Genomic DNA, 15,989 nt, shown 5'->3' with positions numbered 1-15,989 from the left:
TTGTCTTGGCCATCCACGTCTGACTATTAGGACGGAAAGCGCGTGGATGCCCCGGACAAGCCCGGGCATGACGCCTGTTTGGGTGGAAGCAGAATGCCGAGGCGCCTCGAAGGTGAGTTTGACTACATTGTCGTCGGAGCCGGCACCGCCGGCTGTATCATCGCCAACCGCCTCTCGGCCGTATCGGGGAATCGCGTCCTCATTCTCGAAGCCGGCGGCGACGACAACTGGATCTGGTTCCACATTCCGGTCGGCTATCTCTTCGCGATCGGCAATCCGCGCTCGGACTGGATGTTCAAGACCGAGGCGGAGCCGGGCCTGAACGGCCGCTCGCTGGCCTATCCCCGCGGCAAGGTGATCGGCGGCTCTTCGGCGATCAACGCCATGATCTCGATGCGCGGACAGGCCGCCGATTACGACCACTGGCGCCAGCTCGGCATGACCGGCTGGGGCTATGACGACGTGCTGCCGCTGTTTAAGCGGCTCGAGGATCATTTCCTCGGCGCGAGCGAGCATCATGGCACCGGCGGCGGCTGGCGCATCGAGGCGCCACGGCTGTCATGGGCCGTTCTCGACGCCGTCGGCGACGCCGCCGAGGAGATGGGCATCAAGCGCATTCCGGATTTCAACACCGGCGACAACGAAGGCACCAGCTATTTCCACGTCAACCAGAAGCGTGGTCGGCGCTGGTCGTCCGCACGGGGCTTCCTCAAGCCGGCGCTGAACCGTCCCAACCTGCGGCTCGAGAAGAACGTGCTGGTCGACCGTCTCATCATCGAGCAGGGCCGCGCCGTCGGCGTGCGCTTCATCCAGAATGGCGAGGTTATCGAGGCGCGTGCCAAGCGCGAAGTGATCCTCTCGGCAGGCTCCATCGGCTCGGTGCAGGTGCTGCATCGTTCCGGCATTGGCCCCGCCGACTGGCTGTCGCCGCTCGGCATCGACATCGTGATGGACAAGCCCGGCGTCGGCCGCAACCTCCAGGACCATCTCCAGCAGCGCGCGATCTACAAGGTCGAGGGCGTGCGCACGCTGAACGAGACCTACTACAATCTGTTCCGCCGTGGCCTGATGGGGCTCGACTACGCCTTCCGCCGCCGCGGGCCGCTGACCATGGCGCCGTCGCAGCTCGGCATCTTCACGCGCTCCGACGCGACGCGCGCCCGCGCCAACATCCAGTTCCACGTGCAGCCGCTGTCGCTCGACAAGTTCGGCGATCCCCTGCACCGCTTCCCCGCAATCACGGTGAGCGCCTGCAATCTGCAGCCGACCTCGCGCGGCACGGTGCGGCTGCGCTCGGCGAGCCCGGACGAGAAGCCGATCATCGCGCCGAACTATCTGTCGACCGACGACGATCGCCAGGTCGGCGCCGACGCCATCCGCACCACGCGCCGCCTGATGCAGCAGAAGGCGCTGGCCAAATATCGCCCGAGCGAATATCTGCCCGGTCCCACCGTCGGCGACGACGATGCCTCGCTCGCCAAGGCCGCCGGCGACATCGGCACCACCATCTTCCATCCCGTCGGCGCCGCGAAGATGGGCGCGGCGAATGATCCGATGGCGGTGGTGGACGAGCGCTTGCGCTTCTACGGCCTGAGCGGCCTGCGCATCATCGACGCGTCGATCATGCCGACGATAACGTCAGGCAATACCAACACGCCGACCGCGATGATCGCCGAGAAGGGCGCGACGATGATTTTGGAGGATGCGAAGTAGCATCCTGTCCCCATGATCAATCCACATCGCTTCTCCATCGGCCCCACTGACGCGCAGATCGCGATGCTGCAATGGGGCGAGAGCGGGAGGCCGCCCGCGCTGCTCGTGCACGGCACCGGTTTCGTCGCCGACGTCTGGGACGAGGTCGCGCGCGAGCTTGCATCGAGCTACACCGTCTATGCGCTCGACCGCCGCGGCCACGGCGCGAGCCACAAGCCCGATGCCTATCATTTCCTTGATTATGCCGAGGATGTCTGCCGGTTGATCGATGCGCTCGATCTGCGCGACGTCTATGGCATCGGCCACAGCGCCGGCGCGACCGATCTTCTGCTCGCGACGAAACTTCGGCCCGGACGCTTCACACGCCTGTTCGTGATGGAGCCGACCGTGATGGACCCGCGCGCGGCGCGGCCCGGGGGATTGAACGAAGAGTCCCTCGCCCGCGTCCAGGGCACGCTGCGCCGGCGGGCCGAGTTCGACAGTGCCGACACCGTGTTCGAGCGCTACCGCGCTGCGCCGGCGTTTGCCGATTGGACCGAGACCTCGCTCCGGGCCTATGTCCAACACGGCTTCGTACCGCTGGAGAATGGCCGGGTTCGGCTTTGCTGCACGCCCGAGATCGAATTCGCAATCCTGCGTCCGATCTACGAGGCGATGGAGCAGGTCTATGTCGGCGATGCCCGCGGCAATCCGTTTGTCTCGCTCACCGAGATCGACTGCCCGGTGCGCGTCACCACTTCCGAGAAGTCGGGACCGATCTACAAGGAGATGGCGCGACGCGCCGTGTCGCTGATTCCGCGTGTCAGCACGATGGTCTTTGAGGACGCCGGGCACTGCGTGGCGCAGGAAGTGCCGGAACGCGTGGTAGCCGCCGTGCGCGATTTTTCAAAGTAAGTCTCGCGCCCCGGACGCGCTGCAGCGTGCAACGCTGCTGCGCAGAGCCGGGGCCCAGACAACCCGAGCCGCGTGGGTCCCGGCTCTGCGGCGCACCGCCATAACGCGTCGAAGACGCGCGTGAACGCGCTTTTGGGCGCTGCACTGCGTCCGGGACACGAGATCCGCCACCTCACGAAAACGTCATCGCATCCGGGAATAAGTCTCCCCCTCCCCCAATCACCTCCCCGAAGCCCAATTCCGGGCGAAGTGGAGACGTGCGATGAGCGGACACGATCACGGGGACGGCGTCAGCCGCCGCAAGGTGCTGGAATGCATGACCTGGGCCGGCACCGGGGTGCTCTGGACCATCACGGGCGGCGTGCCGCGCTCGCTCGGCATCATCGATTCCGCGCAGGCCGCCACGGCAGCCGCGCCCGGCATGACCTTCCTCCAGATCAGCGACAGCCATGTCGGCTTCGACAAGCCGGCGAACCCCAACGCGCTCGGCACGCTGGAGGAGGCCATCAACAAGATCAACGCAATGCCGGCAAAACCCTCCTTCATGATCCACACCGGCGACATCACGCACCTGTCGAAAGCCGCCGAGTTCGACAATGCCGACCGCATCATCTCGCAGAGCAAGCTCGACGTGCACTACGTGCCTGGCGAGCATGACTTTCTCGACGAGGAGGTGAAATTCTATCGCGAGCGTTACGGCCGCGGCACCAAGGGTGCAGGCTGGTATTCGTTCGACGCCGGCGGCGTACACTTCATCGGCCTCGTCAACGTTGTCGACCTCAAGGGCGGCGGTCTCGGCAATCTCGGCGCCGAGCAACTCGCCTGGCTCGAGGACGATCTGCGCGGCAAGTCGAAATCGACACCGATTGTGCTGTTCGCGCATATCCCGCTCTGGACGGTCTATCCCGAATGGGGCTGGGGCACCGAGGACGGCGGCCGCGCGCTGGAACACGTGAAAGGCTTCGGCTCCGTCACCGTGCTGAACGGCCATATCCATCAGGTGATGCAGAAGGTCGAGGGTAACGTCACCTTCCACACCGCGCGCTCGACTGCGTTCCCGCAGCCGGCGCCGGGGTCCGCGCCCTCGCCCGGACCGATGAAGGTCGAGGACGCAAAGCTGCGCGGCATGCTCGGCGTCACCAGCATCAACTTCAAGCAGAACGAGCAGCGGCTCGCGATCATCGACACGCCACTGCAGGGTTGATCCAAGATTGAACGGAAAAAGGCTGAACGGAAGCTGACAATGAAAACACTCAATCGCCGCGACTTCGGTGTCGCCGTGGTCGCGGCCATCCTGTTGCCCGCAACGACGGCCCGTGCCGACGACATGGAAGTGCATATCGACAATTTCGTTTTCCAGCCGGCCGAGTTGAAGATCAAGCTCGGCACCACCGTGACCTGGACCAACCGGGACGACATCCCCCACACCGTGGTGTCGGCCGGCAAGTTCAGGTCCAAGGCCCTGGACACCGACGACAAGTTCTCGTTCACCTTCACCAATGCGGGCGACTACAAATATTTTTGTTCGTTGCACCCGCACATGACGGGGATGATCAAGGTTGAGTAACGTCTCAAACCAAGGCATCAACGTCTTGCCCGGCCGGTGGTCCCACGCCGGCCGGGCTCGTGTGCCTTCCGTCACACACGGGGACGAAACAAACAGGGACGAAACAACGCGACGCGCAGAACAAGAGGCAAAGCGAGGAGCGATGCCCGCCAACGACGATTTGCAGAAGGCGCAGCGCTTCCGCGAAGCCGCGCTGCCCTATCTCGACGACGTCTATACGCTCGCGCGCTATCTGCTACGCGATGCCTCCGATGCCGAGGACGCGGTGCAGGAGTGCTATCTGCGCGCGCTGAAGCACTTTGACAGCTATCGCGGGCCGGCGATGAAGCCCTGGCTGTTCGCGATCCTGCGCAACGTCTGCAACGCAGAGTATGCTCGGCGCGCGCACAGGCCCAGCGCGATCGAGGACACGCCCGGCGCCGCCGAGCAGACGCCGATCTGGCAGGAGAGCGAGGCGAGCCCCGAGACCGAAGTGCTGCGCAGCCGCGATGCCGGCGCCATCCGCAAGCTGATCGACACGCTCGCCGAACCGCTCAAGGAAACATTCGTGCTGCGGGAGATCAACAACCTGTCCTATCGTGAAATCGCCGAGGCCGTCGGCGCCCCCGTCGGCACCGTGATGTCCCGCCTCGCCCGCGCCCGCGCCATGCTGCGCGCGGCCTGGACGACGGAAGAGGAGCACTCGAGATGACCTGCGACGAAGCAAGAATCCTGCTTCACGCGCTGCTCGACAACGAGCTCGATCCTGGCCACGCGCGCGAGGTCGAAGCCCACATTGCCAGCTGCCCGGACTGCGCCGCGGAGTTTGCCGCACAACGCGAGATGCAGCGCGTGCTCGCCGACACCGATTTGCGCTATGCCGCGCCGGCTAGCCTGCGCGCCCGGATCGAAGCGTCGCTGCCACAGCCGCAGCGCCGGCAACCGACCCGCCGCTCGGTGCTGCGCGGCTTTGCGATGGGCTCGGCCGTCTCCGCGCTCGCCGCCTCCGGCGTCGTCGCCGTGGTGCTGCGCCAGGACGACCAGCAGCGCATCCTGTCGGAGGTCGTCTCCGCGCATCTGCGCTCGCTTCAGGCCGGCCATCTCATCGACGTGGTCTCCACCGACCAGCACACCGTGAAGCCGTGGTTCAACGGCAAGCTCGACGTCGCCCCGCCCGTGATCGATCTCACCGCGCAAGGCTTCACGCTGGTCGGCGGCCGGCTCGACTATATCGACGCCCGCGCCATCGGCGCCGTCGTCTACAAGCGCCGGCAGCACGTGATCAATCTGTTCGTATCGCAGACATCGAACGCGGAATATCGCGCGCCGAAGACCGAGACCATGCAGGGCTTCAACTGCCGCCGCTGGGGCAATCGCGGCCTGAACTTCTGGGCCGTCAGCGATATCGGCGCCGACGAGCTCGCCGAGTTCGTCGACAAGTTCGAGGCGGCGATGAAGGCGAATGTGGAGTGGTAGCTGTCGGAGCGAAGCAATCCAGCCCGCATCCGCAGAGGGATACTGGATTGCTTCGCTTCGCTCGCAATGACGACCGCTGAGATAGATCGGCGAATTTACGCCGACCGCCGCACCGCGTTGTCCACCAGCGTCTTGCCGAGCGACCAGATCGCGCCGGGGACCTTGTGGCTGCCGGCGATGACGTCGTCGAAGGCGCGCTCGATCCAGCCGCAATCTTCCTCGGTGATGGTGAGCGGCGGCAGCAGCTTGATGGTGTGGCTGCCGTGACCGGCGACTTGGGTGAGGATCTTGTGGTCCTTGAACAGCGGCACGGTGATGAGCTGGCAGAACAGGCCCTTGTTGGCGGCTTCCAGCACGTTCCAGGACGCCCGCAGCCGCAGCGACTTCGGCGGGCCGAACTCGACGCCGATCATCAGGCCCTTGCCGCGCACTTCCTTCATCAGCTCGTAGCCGGGCACCATGCGCGTGAGCGCGAGGCGCAGCTCGGCGCCGCGCTTGGCGGCGGACTCGATCAGCTTCTCGGACTCCATGACGTCGAGCGTCGCGATGCCCGCGGCCATCGCCAGATCGTTCTTGGAGAAGGTGGAGCCGTGCACCACCGCGCGGTCCATCTGGTTGAAGATCTTGTCGAAGATGCTCTTGCGCGTCAGCACGGCGCCGACCGGCACATGGCCGCCGGACAGCGACTTCGACAGCAGCACCATGTCGGGCTCGACGTTCCAGTGCTCGACCGCCAGGAAGCGGCCGGTGCGGCCCATACCGGTCTGGATCTCGTCGGCGACGAACAGCGTGCCGTATTTCTTGCAGAGCGCGGCAGCGCCCGGCAGGAACTCGTCGGTGGGCATGTTGACGCCCTTGCCCTGGATCGGCTCGACGACGAAGGCCGCGACCTCGCGCGAGGCCAGCGCCTTTTCGAGCGCGGCAAGGTCATTGAACGGAATCGAGGTGCAGCCGGGCAGCAGCGGCTCGAAGCCGGTGCGGAAGTTCGAATCACCCGTCAGCGACAGCGCGCCGTAGGTCAGGCCATGATAGCCGTGGGCGCAGTAGACGATGCCGGGACGGCCGGTGGCGCCGCGCGCGAATTTGATCGCGGCTTCGACGCATTCGGCGCCGGAATTGGCGAAGAACGCCTTGTCGAGATAGGGGACGTATTTCAGCAGCCGCTCGGCGAGCACGCCGGCAAGCACCGAGACGTCGAACTGGACCAGATTGGGCAGGTCGGCATCGAGCACGCTCTTGAGCGCCTCGCGCATGACAGGGTGATTGCGCCCGATCGCGAACACGCCAAAGCCGGACAGCAGGTCGAGATAGCGCGCTCCCTCGCGATCGTAGAGGTACTGCCCCTGCCCCCTCTGGAAGCCGACATCGTAGCCGATGGTCTTGAGAACCCGAACGAACTGCTCGTTCAGATACCGATTATGCAGGGTGCTGCGCTGGGCCTGACGGTCCGCGAATAGCTGAGACATGTCTGGATTTGGGCTGTGCATCCGCTACATACTTCGCTTGAGGGTCGGCTCGTCAACTGAAAAGGGACCGTTACCGAAAACGGTCTGTGCGGCCTTTTGCCCTTTTTCGGACCATCTTCGCAAGCACAGCTTTAAACCATGTTGCACTGCCAAGGAACTATCATGCGTTTAGCCCTTTACACCGGACTAATACTGGCTGGTGGTTACACCTGCCTGACACCCGCGCTCGCCGCCGATCCCACCGGCGACTGGCGGGTCGCCGACGCCGTCGCCAACATTCGTGTCGCCCAATGCAATGGCAGCATGTGGGGCGCGGTTTCCTGGGAAAAACAGCCCGGCGGCCGCGATGAATACAATCCGGATGCGTCGAAAAAGACCAGGCCGACGCTGGGCATGGCGACCCTGATCGACATGAAGAAGAAGCCCGGCGTCGATCAGTGGGAAGGGCAGGTCTACAACGCCAAGGACGGCCAGCTCTACAGCGCAACCATCACGACCGTCGGCACCGACCAGCTCGAAATCAAGGGCTGCGTGATGGGCTTCCTCTGCGGCGGCGAGACCTGGACCCGCGTCGCCCCGCCGATTCCTTTGAGCACCGCCAACGCCATGGCCAAGGGCGCGCCGAAGCCCACCGGCGCGGCGCCGAAAGCCCAAGGCAACAACGGCGGCACCACGGGCGGCCCGACAACAGGCGGCACGACCGGCGCCAGCGCCCCAGCGCCGGCCCCTGCCCCCGCAGCCCAGAAGACCGCTACCACCGCCAAGCCCGGTCAGAAGAACGCCGCCGACCCGGTCGGCGACATCTGCCTACTCCCTGAGATTGCGGGGTTTGCCCATTAGGGCCGGCTGGAACAGCAGCACTGCGGCAAGCGTCGTCACCAGCGAGAGTGCGAGCAGCTTGCCCATGCTGGACGTTCCGGGGTGGCTCGACAGCCACAGGCTGCCGAACGCGGTCGCCGTCGTCAGCGCACTGAAAAAGATCGCGCGCGTCAGGCTGGTCTGGAGCAGGTTTGTCCTGCCCGAGCGCCAGGCCACGACATAATAGATCTTGAAGGCGACGCCGACGCCGAGCAGCAGCGGGAACGCGACGATGTTGGCGAAGTTGAGCGGCAGGCCGATCAACACGCAGATTTCGAGCGTGACCGCGCCGGCGACCAGCAGCGGCACGAGCGTCATCAGCACGTCGACGAACCGCCGCAGCGTGATCCAAAGCAACAGGCCGATCACCAGCAGCGCGTAGATGCCGGCGTGGATGAACGCCTTCACCACGGTGTCACCGGATTTCAGGATCGAGACCGGCCCGCCGATCGCGGTCGGCTCGGCAGCGAGCACGGCGGCTGCAAACTTGCGCAGCGTGTCGTTGTCGTTGGGATCGCCCTTCGGCTGCGCCTCGACGCGGATGATCCCGTCCTTGCTCTTCCAGGCGCTGACGAGCTCGGGGGGCAGTGAGGCCAGGGTGACCGGCCCGGCCTGCATCGCGTTCCTGAGCTGGCCGAACGCGATCTTCAGCGGCGTGACGAACACGTCCTGCGCCTTGTTCCGCGTGGCCTCGTCGCCATTGGCGAGCTTTTCGAGCGCGTCCGCCAGCCGGCGCGAGGCGACGGCGCCCGGGCCCTTCGTGTCACCGGCGGTCCGGCGCAGATTGTCGACCGAGGATTTCAACGCCTCGACGTTTTCCTTGTCCGTTGGCGCAGCGTCGACCTGGTCAGGATTGAGCGCGGGGTTGAGCACCTTGGCGCCCTGAGCGAGCAGCTTCAGCTTTGGCGCCTGGTCGGTCGGCAGGAAGCTGTCGAGCGACATCACGCGCAGCACCTCCGGCACCTTCTCCAGCTTCGCCTCGACCTGCCTCGCCTGCTCCTCGGACGTGGTCATCACGTTGATGGCATTGGCGCCGGTGTTCGGATCCTTGCGCAAATCGAGGAAGGTCGCGATCGACTCGGCCTTCGGGTTGCGCAGGTTCATCGGGTTGAAGTCGAACTTCAGGAAGTAGAGCAGCGGCAGGCCGGCGAGCGCCAGCAGCAACGTGCCGCCCACGACCAGCACACGGTGCTTCTCCAGAAAGTAATCGAGCGGCGCCAGGAAGGCATAACCGACGGGCTCCTGCTCACCGGGCGGGTTCAACAGCTTCAGCATTGCGGGCAGTACGGTGATGCTGGAGAGGAACGCCACCAGCATGCCGACGCCGGCGATCTGGCCGAGCTCGGAGATACCCTTGTAATCGGTGGGCAGGAAACAGAGGAAGCCGGCGGCGGTCGCCATTGCCGCCAGCGACAGCGGCACCGCGGAGCGCTTGGCGGCAAGCACCAGCGCGCCGGAGAGATCGTTGTGCTTGTAGCGCTCCGAGCGGTAGCGGACGCTGTACTGGATACCAAAATCGACGCCCAGTCCCACGAACAGCACGGCGAACGCGATCGACAGCAAATTGAACGAGCCGACCATCATCAGGCCGGCAGCGGTCGTCAGCGCAAGGCCGACGAAGAGATTGACGAACACCGCGAAAATGATCTTCGACGAGTGCAGCGCCATCCACAGGATGAGCAGCACGACCAGCACAGTCCCGACGCCGTTGACGACGGCGCCTTCCTGGACGGTGGCGTATTCCTCGTTGGCGATCGGGACCGGACCGGTCAGTCGCACTCGTGCCTGGTACTTGTTCGCAAAATCCAGATCAACTGCCGCCTTGCGGATCGCGTCGGTGGCGCCCTTGCCGGGCTCCAGCGCGTTGTAATCCAGGATCGGCTTGAACTCGATGAAGGCGCGCTTATCGGAATCCGTCAGCGGCTCGTCGCTGACGAGCTCACGCCAGGAGAAGCTCGCTTTGCCCTTGTTGAGCACGGTCTCGACCGTTTGCGCGATCTGATTGAAGGGCCGCGCGGTATTGTCGAGCTTGACCTGGCCGCGCTTGACGCCGGCAAGTCCCGTCTCCAGCGCGCCGGTCAGGCCGCGGATCGAGGGATCACCGGCCATGATCTCGACCAGGGGCGCTGCGGATTCGAACTGGCTGGTGATCTTGCCGACCTCTTCGGTCGGCAGGAACAGCAAGCCGTTCTTCTCAAAGAACTCGCCGGTGCCGAGCTGCTGCATCGACTGGAAGTCGGTCTTGTTGTCCTTCAGCTTGGCGAAGAGCGCATCCGCTGCCGCGGTCGCCATCTCCGGCGTCCTGGCCTCGACGACCGCGAGAATCGTCGCGTCGCGGTCGAAGGCACGGTCGAATTGCTGGTCGCGCTGGCGCCAGTCCAAATTCTGGGCAATCAGCGAATTGATGTCGGTGTTGATGGCGAAATGCTTAGACGTGTAATAGCCCGCCCCGACCGAAAGCAGGAGCCCGAGAACGACGACGAGGGAGGCAAACCGGGTGCAGGCCCTGACGATGGCAACGACTACGCTTTGCAGCATCTTTTCTTTCTGCGGTTAACAGCTTGCCGGAAACGCCCGCTGTTTATCGGAGTTCCCCGGCGAAACCTATTGCTGTTTTGAGTGGTTCTCGCCGCACGAAGGTTCGAGGTAAACGGCGACAGACCTAGGCAAAATCATGCGGGGCGGTCGGTATAGCCGGTGACTTGAGGCGGGAAAGTGGCGAAGCGGTGAGCACAAATGTCGCCATCTTGCTCAGAGCGCATGCCCTATTATAATACCGCGGATGCGCACGGTAACGGAACCAGGGTTTCATCCGGTCTTTCCTTTTTGCCGATTTTTTGACACAAAGTGCTGTGCCTCCATGCGCCGGGGCCCAGGTAGGGTGGGCGGTTACCGCGTGCGCGAAACCAATGGTGCGGTTATTGCAACTCATTGGACAGTATCGAAGTGCCGCCGGGGACTTGAGAAGCGGATTGGTGCAAATTGCGTGATGGGCGTCCGATGGAAGTTTATCTAGCGCAGCCGCGCGGCTTTTGCGCGGGCGTGGTGCGTGCGATCGAGATCGTGGAACGGGCGCTGGAGAAGTACGGCCCGCCCGTCTACGTGCGCCACGAGATCGTGCACAACAAGTACGTGGTCGAGAGCCTGAAGAACAAGGGCGCGATCTTCGTCGAGGAACTGTCCGAGGTTCCGCCGAAGGCCGTGACCGTTTTCAGTGCCCATGGCGTCGCCCGCAGCGTCGAGGAAGAGGCTGCCGCGCGCGACCTTCCGATGCTCAATGCCACCTGCCCCCTGGTCACGAAAGTTCACAATCAGGGGAAACGCTACATCTCCAGGGACCGCACCCTGATCCTGATCGGCCATGCCGGCCACCCCGAGGTCGAGGGCACGATGGGCCAGGTTCCCGCCCCGGTGCTGCTTGTCCAAAGCGTTGAAGAGGTTAAGGCCTTGACGCTGCAGGCGGATACGCCAGTGGCCTACATCACCCAGACCACCCTGTCGGTCGACGACACCAAGGACATTATTGCGGCCCTCCAGGCCCGCTTTACAGATATTCAAGGCCCGGATATCCGGGATATCTGCTATGCGACACAGAACCGCCAATCTGCGGTAAGGGACTTGAGCAAGCTGGTCGACGTGATCTTGGTGGTGGGCGCTGCCAATAGCTCGAACTCGAACCGCCTCCGCGAAATCGGCACTGAGGCCGGCGTCGCGAGTTATTTGATTGCCGACGGCAGCGCGCTCAATCCGGAGTGGTTGAAAGATGCCAAGACCGTCGGCGTCACGGCCGGCGCTTCGGCGCCTGAGGTACTCGTGGATGACGTGATCGAAGCGATGCGGCGGATCGGACCAGTCAAGGTCTCGGTGCTGCCGGGCCGCGAGGAAAACATCGAATTCCGGCTTCCGGCCGAACTGGCTGCGAGCTGACCCACCCGAATTCCTAGCCCAGAAAGAAACTTGTAATGGCTATCCCCTTCTTCAAGGAAATGCGTATCGGCGGCTATTTGCTCAAGCAGAAACTGCTTGGCCGCAAGCGCTATCCGCTCGTGCTGATGCTGGAGCCGCTGTTCCGCTGCAACCTCGCCTGCGTCGGCTGCGGCAAGATCGATTATCCGGATGCGATCCTCAACCGCCGCATGACCGCCCAGGAGTGCTGGGACGCGGCCGACGAGTGCGGCGCGCCGATGGTCGCCATTCCCGGCGGCGAGCCGCTGATCCACAAGGAGATCGGCGAGATCGTGCGCGGCCTGGTCGAACGCAAGAAGTTCGTCTCGCTCTGCACCAACGCGCTGCTGCTCGAGAAGAAGCTCGACCTGTTCACGCCCTCCCCGTACCTGTTCTTCTCCGTGCATCTCGACGGCCTGAAGGACCATCACGACAAGGCCGTGTCGCAGAAGGGCGTGTTCGACCGCGCCGTCTCCGCGATCAAGGCGGCCAAGGCGCGCGGCTTCACCGTCAACGTCAACGCCACCATCTTCGACGGCCATCCGGCCGAGGAGATCGCGAAATTCCTCGACCTCACCGTCGAGCTCGGTGTCGGCGTCTCGATGTCGCCGGGCTATGCGTATGAGCGTGCGCCGGACCAGGAGCACTTCCTCAACCGCACCAAGACCAAGAAGCTGTTCCGCGACGTCTTCGCGATGGGCAAGGGCAAGAAGTGGAACTTCATGCATTCCGGCCTGTTCCTGGACTTCCTCGCCGGCAACCAGGAATACGAGTGCACGCCGTGGGGCATGCCCGCGCGCAACATCTTCGGCTGGCAGAAGCCCTGCTATCTGCTCGGTGAAGGCTATGCCAAGACCTTCAAGGAGCTGATGGACACCACCGATTGGGAAACCTACGGCACCGGCAAGTACGAGAAGTGCGCCGACTGTATGGCCCATTGCGGCTACGAGCCGACGGCTGCGACCGCTGCCATCAGCCACCCGCTGAAGGCGATGTGGGTGTCGCTGCGCGGCATCAGGACCACGGGCCCGATGGCGCCCGAGATCGACATGACCAAGCAGCGTCCGGCGCAGTACATCTTCTCGGCGGAAGTGCAGAAGCGCCTGTCGGAGATCCGCAAGGACGAGGCGGCCGCCGCGCAGGAGAAGGCCGCTCGGAAGGCTTCGACTGCCGCGTAGTCACAACGCAGTCCTGTAGCCCGGATGGAGCGAAGCGAAATCCGGGACGGTCCTCCGTATTGCAAAACCCCGGATTGCGCTCCGCTCCATCCGGGCTACGGACACAAAAACAAAAGGCCCGGTCGCGCGACCGGGCCTTTGTCTTTTACTGAATCGAGGAAGTCGCTCAGGCCGCCTTGGAGACCAGGACCTCGCTGTCGACGAGCTCGGTGCCGATCAAATAGTCGCGGCAGCCGCGCAAGCTACGCAGCGCGCGGTTGAAGTCGATGCCGGTCGAGACCAGCGCATGCAGCGTGGTCGGATTGCGCACGATGCCGCGCAGAACGGCGGCGAGATCGATCTGGCCGTTCGGCTTGATGGCGGCGCGGGCGAGCGCCGGCAGCGCGCGATGGGCGGGATCGCTGATGACGCGGACCGCGGCAAAGGGCAGCCCCGCCTCGGCGGCGTAGGCGGCCGCGATGTGGCTTTCCATGTCGACGGCAGAGGCGCCGGTTTCCGAATGCAGCGCCGCCTTGCAGGACCGCTTCGTGACCACCTCCTCGGCGCCGGCAAGGCTGCCGCGCACCACGCGGCGGCGGCCCGACGTCAGGCGGTCGATCAGGTCGTCGCCGAGCGACAGGCCCGCGGCCCAGCGGGTATCGCCGGAGAGCACCTCGGTCGCCAGCACGACGTCGCCGGAGCGCAGCGTCGGGTCGAGCCCGCCGGCCACGCCGAACGAGATCACGCCGCGAATCGTCTCGGGATCCACCACCGTCAGCAGCGCCCGCAACTGGGTCGGGCTGCTCGACGAGCAAATCACCGCCATTCCGGGCCCAGCCGCGATCCGGGCCTCCTGAACCAGTCCAGTCACGATCAATATCGGCCGCGGGTCGATGGCATTACCCACGGTCAGATAGTCCCCCGTCCCCAAAGTCACATCCCGACCCCTACCACCCTGCTGTTGGTGTTCCGCAAGTTCCGATACCGCGCCAACGCCCACAGCGGGAAGAACTTCGGGTAACCGTGATAACGCAGATAGAATACACGAGGAAAGCCTGTGGCGGTGTACCGCTGCTCGTCCCACAGTCCTTTTTTGTTCTGTGTTGCAATCAGGTACTCCACCCCGCGGGCGACGGCCGGGTGATCAACCTCGCCAGCAGCCATCAGGGCAAGCAAGGCCCATGCCGTTTGCGAGGCGGTCGAGGGAGCGGCCTCCCAGCCCTTGTAGTCGAGACGGTAGCTGACGGCGTCCTCGCCCCAGCCGCCGTCCTTGTTCTGGATCGAGGCCAGCCAGTCGGCGGCCTTCCGAATCATCGGGTCGTCATGGCGGACGCCGGCCATGTTGAGGGCACAGAGCACCGACCAGGTTCCGTAGATGAAGTTCATGCCCCAGCGGCCGTACCAGGACCCCTCCGGGTGCTGGGTCTTCCTGAGGTAGGCGACCCCGTCGGCCACATGCTTGCTGGACTTCTCGGTCTCGCCGAGCTGGGCCAGCATGGAGATGCAGCGCGCGGTGACGTCCTCGGTCGGCGGATCGAGCAGCGCGCCATGATCCGAGAACGGGATGTTGTTCAGATAGTATTCGAGGTTGTTAACGTCGAAGGCGGCCCAGCCGCCGTCGTCGCTCTGCATGCCCTCGATCCACTCCCGGCCGCGATCGATCGCGGCGTCATAGCCGGTCGCACCGTGCTCGCGTCGCATGCGGTCCATCGACATCACCACCACCGCGGTGTCGTCGAGATCGGGATAATAGGCATTGTTGTACTGGAAGGCCCAGCCGCCCGGGCGCACGTCGGGCCGCTTCACCGCCCAGTCGCCCTTCACCTCGAGCTCCTGCTTCGGGATCAGCCAGTCGAGGCCCTGCTTGGCCGCAGGCTCGGCTATGTCACCGCCGGCTTCCAGCAGCGCGTGGGCGGTCAGCGTCGTGTCCCACACCGGGGAGACGCAGGGCTGGCAATAGGCCTCGTCGCCCTTGATCACGAGCAGCTTGTCGATGCCCCGGCGCGTGACCGCGCGCGGCGGATAATTCTCGTCCTTGCCGAGCGCGTCATACATCATGACGATGTTGGCCATGGGCGGATAGATCGCGCCCATGCCGTCCTCGCCGTTGAGGCGCTCCTCGGTGAAGGCGAGCGCTGCATCGATCGCGCGCTGGCGCAGGCTCTTCGGAAACATCGGTTCGATCACGCGCAGAATGCCGTCGAGTGCACGAAACAGCACGAACCAGGCCATGCTCTGGTGCGGCGCCTTCGCGGTCATGCCGATCGAGCGCGGATCCTGGAGAAACAGCTCGTCGATCCCGACGCCCTTGGGATTCTTCGCCAGCGGCTTCAGCGCGGCAAGAACCATCAGCGGCACCATGGTGGTGCGGGCCCAGTAGGAAATCTTGTTGATGTGGAACGGCGACCAGAACGGCAGCAGCACGATCTCGATCGGCAGCACCGGCACCGCGCGCCAGGTCACCACGCCGAACATCGCAAGCAAGAAGCGCGTGAAGACGTTGCTGTTGATCGCGCCGCCGCGGGCATGGATCGCCTCGCGCGCACGCACCATGTGCGGGGCGTCGACGGAATCGCCGATCATCTTGAGCGCGAAGTAGGACTTCACGCTCGCGCTCATGTCGAACTCGCCGTCATGCACCAGCGGCCAGCCACCATGGGCGCCCTGAACGCGGCGGAGATAATTGCCGATCTTGGCCTCGAGCACGGCGTCCACGGGCTCTGCGAGATAATGGCGCAGCAGGACGTATTCAGCCGGAATCGTGCAGTCGGCCTCGAGCTCGAACACCCAATGGCCGTCGGATTGCTGGAAGCCGAGAACGCCTTGCGTCGCCGACGCAATGCTCGATTCCAGGACGCCCGATTCCAAGATCCTCGATTCCAAGGCCCTGGATTCTTGGGCTTCGCGGCTGGTCGCGTTCACGGAATCCATGTC

13 protein-coding genes are annotated in these 15,989 nt (G+C 64.6%); 9 read left to right on the top strand and 4 right to left on the bottom strand.

The window, feature by feature from the left end:
* Nucleotides 1–93: 93 nt before the first annotated feature.
* The 6 genes from HAP41_RS18040 (at nucleotide 94) to HAP41_RS18015 (ending at nucleotide 5,629) form a co-directional block, all read left to right on the top strand.
* Nucleotides 94–1,713, top strand: a complete 1,620-nt coding sequence (locus tag HAP41_RS18040) for a GMC family oxidoreductase (protein WP_166098738.1) — start codon at nucleotides 94–96, stop codon at nucleotides 1,711–1,713.
* A gap of 12 nt (nucleotides 1,714–1,725) precedes the next feature.
* A complete protein-coding gene (locus tag HAP41_RS18035) occupies nucleotides 1,726–2,607 on the top strand; it encodes an alpha/beta fold hydrolase (RefSeq protein ID WP_166098744.1) in 882 nt (293 codons plus the stop codon).
* 262 nt (nucleotides 2,608–2,869) lie between these two features.
* On the top strand, nucleotides 2,870–3,811 hold the full coding sequence (locus HAP41_RS18030; RefSeq protein ID WP_166098750.1) for a metallophosphoesterase family protein: 942 nt from the start codon (nucleotides 2,870–2,872) through the stop codon (nucleotides 3,809–3,811).
* Between the two features lie 39 nt (nucleotides 3,812–3,850).
* Nucleotides 3,851–4,174 (top strand): cupredoxin domain-containing protein, encoded by a 324-nt coding sequence (locus HAP41_RS18025; RefSeq protein ID WP_028146964.1) that lies wholly within the window; start codon nucleotides 3,851–3,853, stop codon nucleotides 4,172–4,174.
* Nucleotides 4,175–4,316: 142 nt separating this feature from the next.
* Nucleotides 4,317–4,865 carry a sigma-70 family RNA polymerase sigma factor gene (locus HAP41_RS18020; RefSeq protein WP_166098755.1) on the top strand — a complete coding sequence of 183 codons (549 nt, stop codon included), beginning with the start codon at nucleotides 4,317–4,319 and terminating at the stop codon, nucleotides 4,863–4,865.
* Nucleotides 4,862–5,629 (top strand): anti-sigma factor family protein, encoded by a 768-nt coding sequence (locus HAP41_RS18015; protein WP_166098758.1) that lies wholly within the window; start codon nucleotides 4,862–4,864, stop codon nucleotides 5,627–5,629. Before HAP41_RS18020 ends, HAP41_RS18015 begins: the two co-directional genes overlap by 4 nt.
* Nucleotides 5,630–5,724: 95 nt before the next feature.
* Here the strand turns inward: HAP41_RS18015 and hpnO are convergent, their stop codons facing one another.
* Nucleotides 5,725–7,116 carry an aminobacteriohopanetriol synthase HpnO gene (gene hpnO, locus HAP41_RS18010; protein WP_166098762.1) on the bottom strand — a complete coding sequence of 464 codons (1,392 nt, stop codon included), beginning with the start codon at nucleotides 7,114–7,116 and terminating at the stop codon, nucleotides 5,725–5,727.
* Nucleotides 7,117–7,257: 141 nt separating this feature from the next.
* Between hpnO and HAP41_RS18005 the strand changes: the two genes are divergently transcribed.
* The gene (locus tag HAP41_RS18005; protein ID WP_166098766.1) at nucleotides 7,258–7,935 is read left to right on the top strand and encodes a DUF2147 domain-containing protein; all 678 of its coding nucleotides are present in this window, start codon (nucleotides 7,258–7,260) and stop codon (nucleotides 7,933–7,935) included.
* Here the strand turns inward: HAP41_RS18005 and hpnN are convergent.
* On the bottom strand, nucleotides 7,903–10,491 hold the full coding sequence (gene hpnN, locus HAP41_RS18000) for a hopanoid transporter HpnN (protein ID WP_166098769.1): 2,589 nt from the start codon (nucleotides 10,489–10,491) through the stop codon (nucleotides 7,903–7,905). The two genes, HAP41_RS18005 and hpnN, sit on opposite strands and share 33 nt — an antisense overlap.
* Before the next feature lie 462 nt (nucleotides 10,492–10,953).
* On the opposite strand from hpnN, the gene ispH reads away from it, so the two are divergent.
* Nucleotides 10,954–11,880 (top strand): 4-hydroxy-3-methylbut-2-enyl diphosphate reductase, encoded by a 927-nt coding sequence (gene ispH, locus HAP41_RS17995; protein ID WP_166098775.1) that lies wholly within the window; start codon nucleotides 10,954–10,956, stop codon nucleotides 11,878–11,880.
* A gap of 35 nt (nucleotides 11,881–11,915) precedes the next feature.
* On the top strand, nucleotides 11,916–13,076 hold the full coding sequence (hpnH, locus tag HAP41_RS17990) for an adenosyl-hopene transferase HpnH (protein ID WP_063984632.1): 1,161 nt from the start codon (nucleotides 11,916–11,918) through the stop codon (nucleotides 13,074–13,076).
* A gap of 166 nt (nucleotides 13,077–13,242) precedes the next feature.
* On the opposite strand, the gene HAP41_RS17985 is transcribed toward hpnH, so the two are convergent.
* Both HAP41_RS17985 and shc read right to left on the bottom strand, forming a co-directional pair.
* Nucleotides 13,243–13,992, bottom strand: coding sequence for a phosphorylase (locus HAP41_RS17985; protein ID WP_166098779.1), 750 nt, complete (start codon nucleotides 13,990–13,992; stop codon nucleotides 13,243–13,245).
* Nucleotides 13,989–15,986 carry a squalene--hopene cyclase gene (gene shc, locus HAP41_RS17980; protein ID WP_166098783.1) on the bottom strand — a complete coding sequence of 666 codons (1,998 nt, stop codon included), beginning with the start codon at nucleotides 15,984–15,986 and terminating at the stop codon, nucleotides 13,989–13,991. Before shc ends, HAP41_RS17985 begins: the two co-directional genes overlap by 4 nt.
* Nucleotides 15,987–15,989: the final 3 nt, after the last annotated feature.

It is taken from the genome of Bradyrhizobium barranii subsp. apii (genome assembly GCF_011516635.5).
Taxonomy (GTDB): domain Bacteria; phylum Pseudomonadota; class Alphaproteobacteria; order Rhizobiales; family Xanthobacteraceae; genus Bradyrhizobium; species Bradyrhizobium barranii.
This window is presented reverse-complemented; position numbering and strand designations above follow the sequence as displayed.

Coding starts and splice junctions, on each gene's coding strand:
- HAP41_RS18005 (WP_166098766.1), top strand. CDS start 7,258: ATGCGTTTAGCCCTTTACACCGGACTAATACTGGCTGGTGGTTACACC.
- HAP41_RS18020 (WP_166098755.1), top strand. CDS start 4,317: ATGCCCGCCAACGACGATTTGCAGAAGGCGCAGCGCTTCCGCGAAGCC.
- hpnN (WP_166098769.1), bottom strand. CDS start 10,491: ATGCTGCAAAGCGTAGTCGTTGCCATCGTCAGGGCCTGCACCCGGTTT.
- HAP41_RS18040 (WP_166098738.1), top strand. CDS start 94: ATGCCGAGGCGCCTCGAAGGTGAGTTTGACTACATTGTCGTCGGAGCC.
- HAP41_RS18035 (WP_166098744.1), top strand. CDS start 1,726: ATGATCAATCCACATCGCTTCTCCATCGGCCCCACTGACGCGCAGATC.
- HAP41_RS18025 (WP_028146964.1), top strand. CDS start 3,851: ATGAAAACACTCAATCGCCGCGACTTCGGTGTCGCCGTGGTCGCGGCC.
- ispH (WP_166098775.1), top strand. CDS start 10,954: ATGGAAGTTTATCTAGCGCAGCCGCGCGGCTTTTGCGCGGGCGTGGTG.
- hpnH (WP_063984632.1), top strand. CDS start 11,916: ATGGCTATCCCCTTCTTCAAGGAAATGCGTATCGGCGGCTATTTGCTC.
- hpnO (WP_166098762.1), bottom strand. CDS start 7,116: ATGCACAGCCCAAATCCAGACATGTCTCAGCTATTCGCGGACCGTCAG.
- shc (WP_166098783.1), bottom strand. CDS start 15,986: ATGGATTCCGTGAACGCGACCAGCCGCGAAGCCCAAGAATCCAGGGCC.
- HAP41_RS18015 (WP_166098758.1), top strand. CDS start 4,862: ATGACCTGCGACGAAGCAAGAATCCTGCTTCACGCGCTGCTCGACAAC.
- HAP41_RS18030 (WP_166098750.1), top strand. CDS start 2,870: ATGAGCGGACACGATCACGGGGACGGCGTCAGCCGCCGCAAGGTGCTG.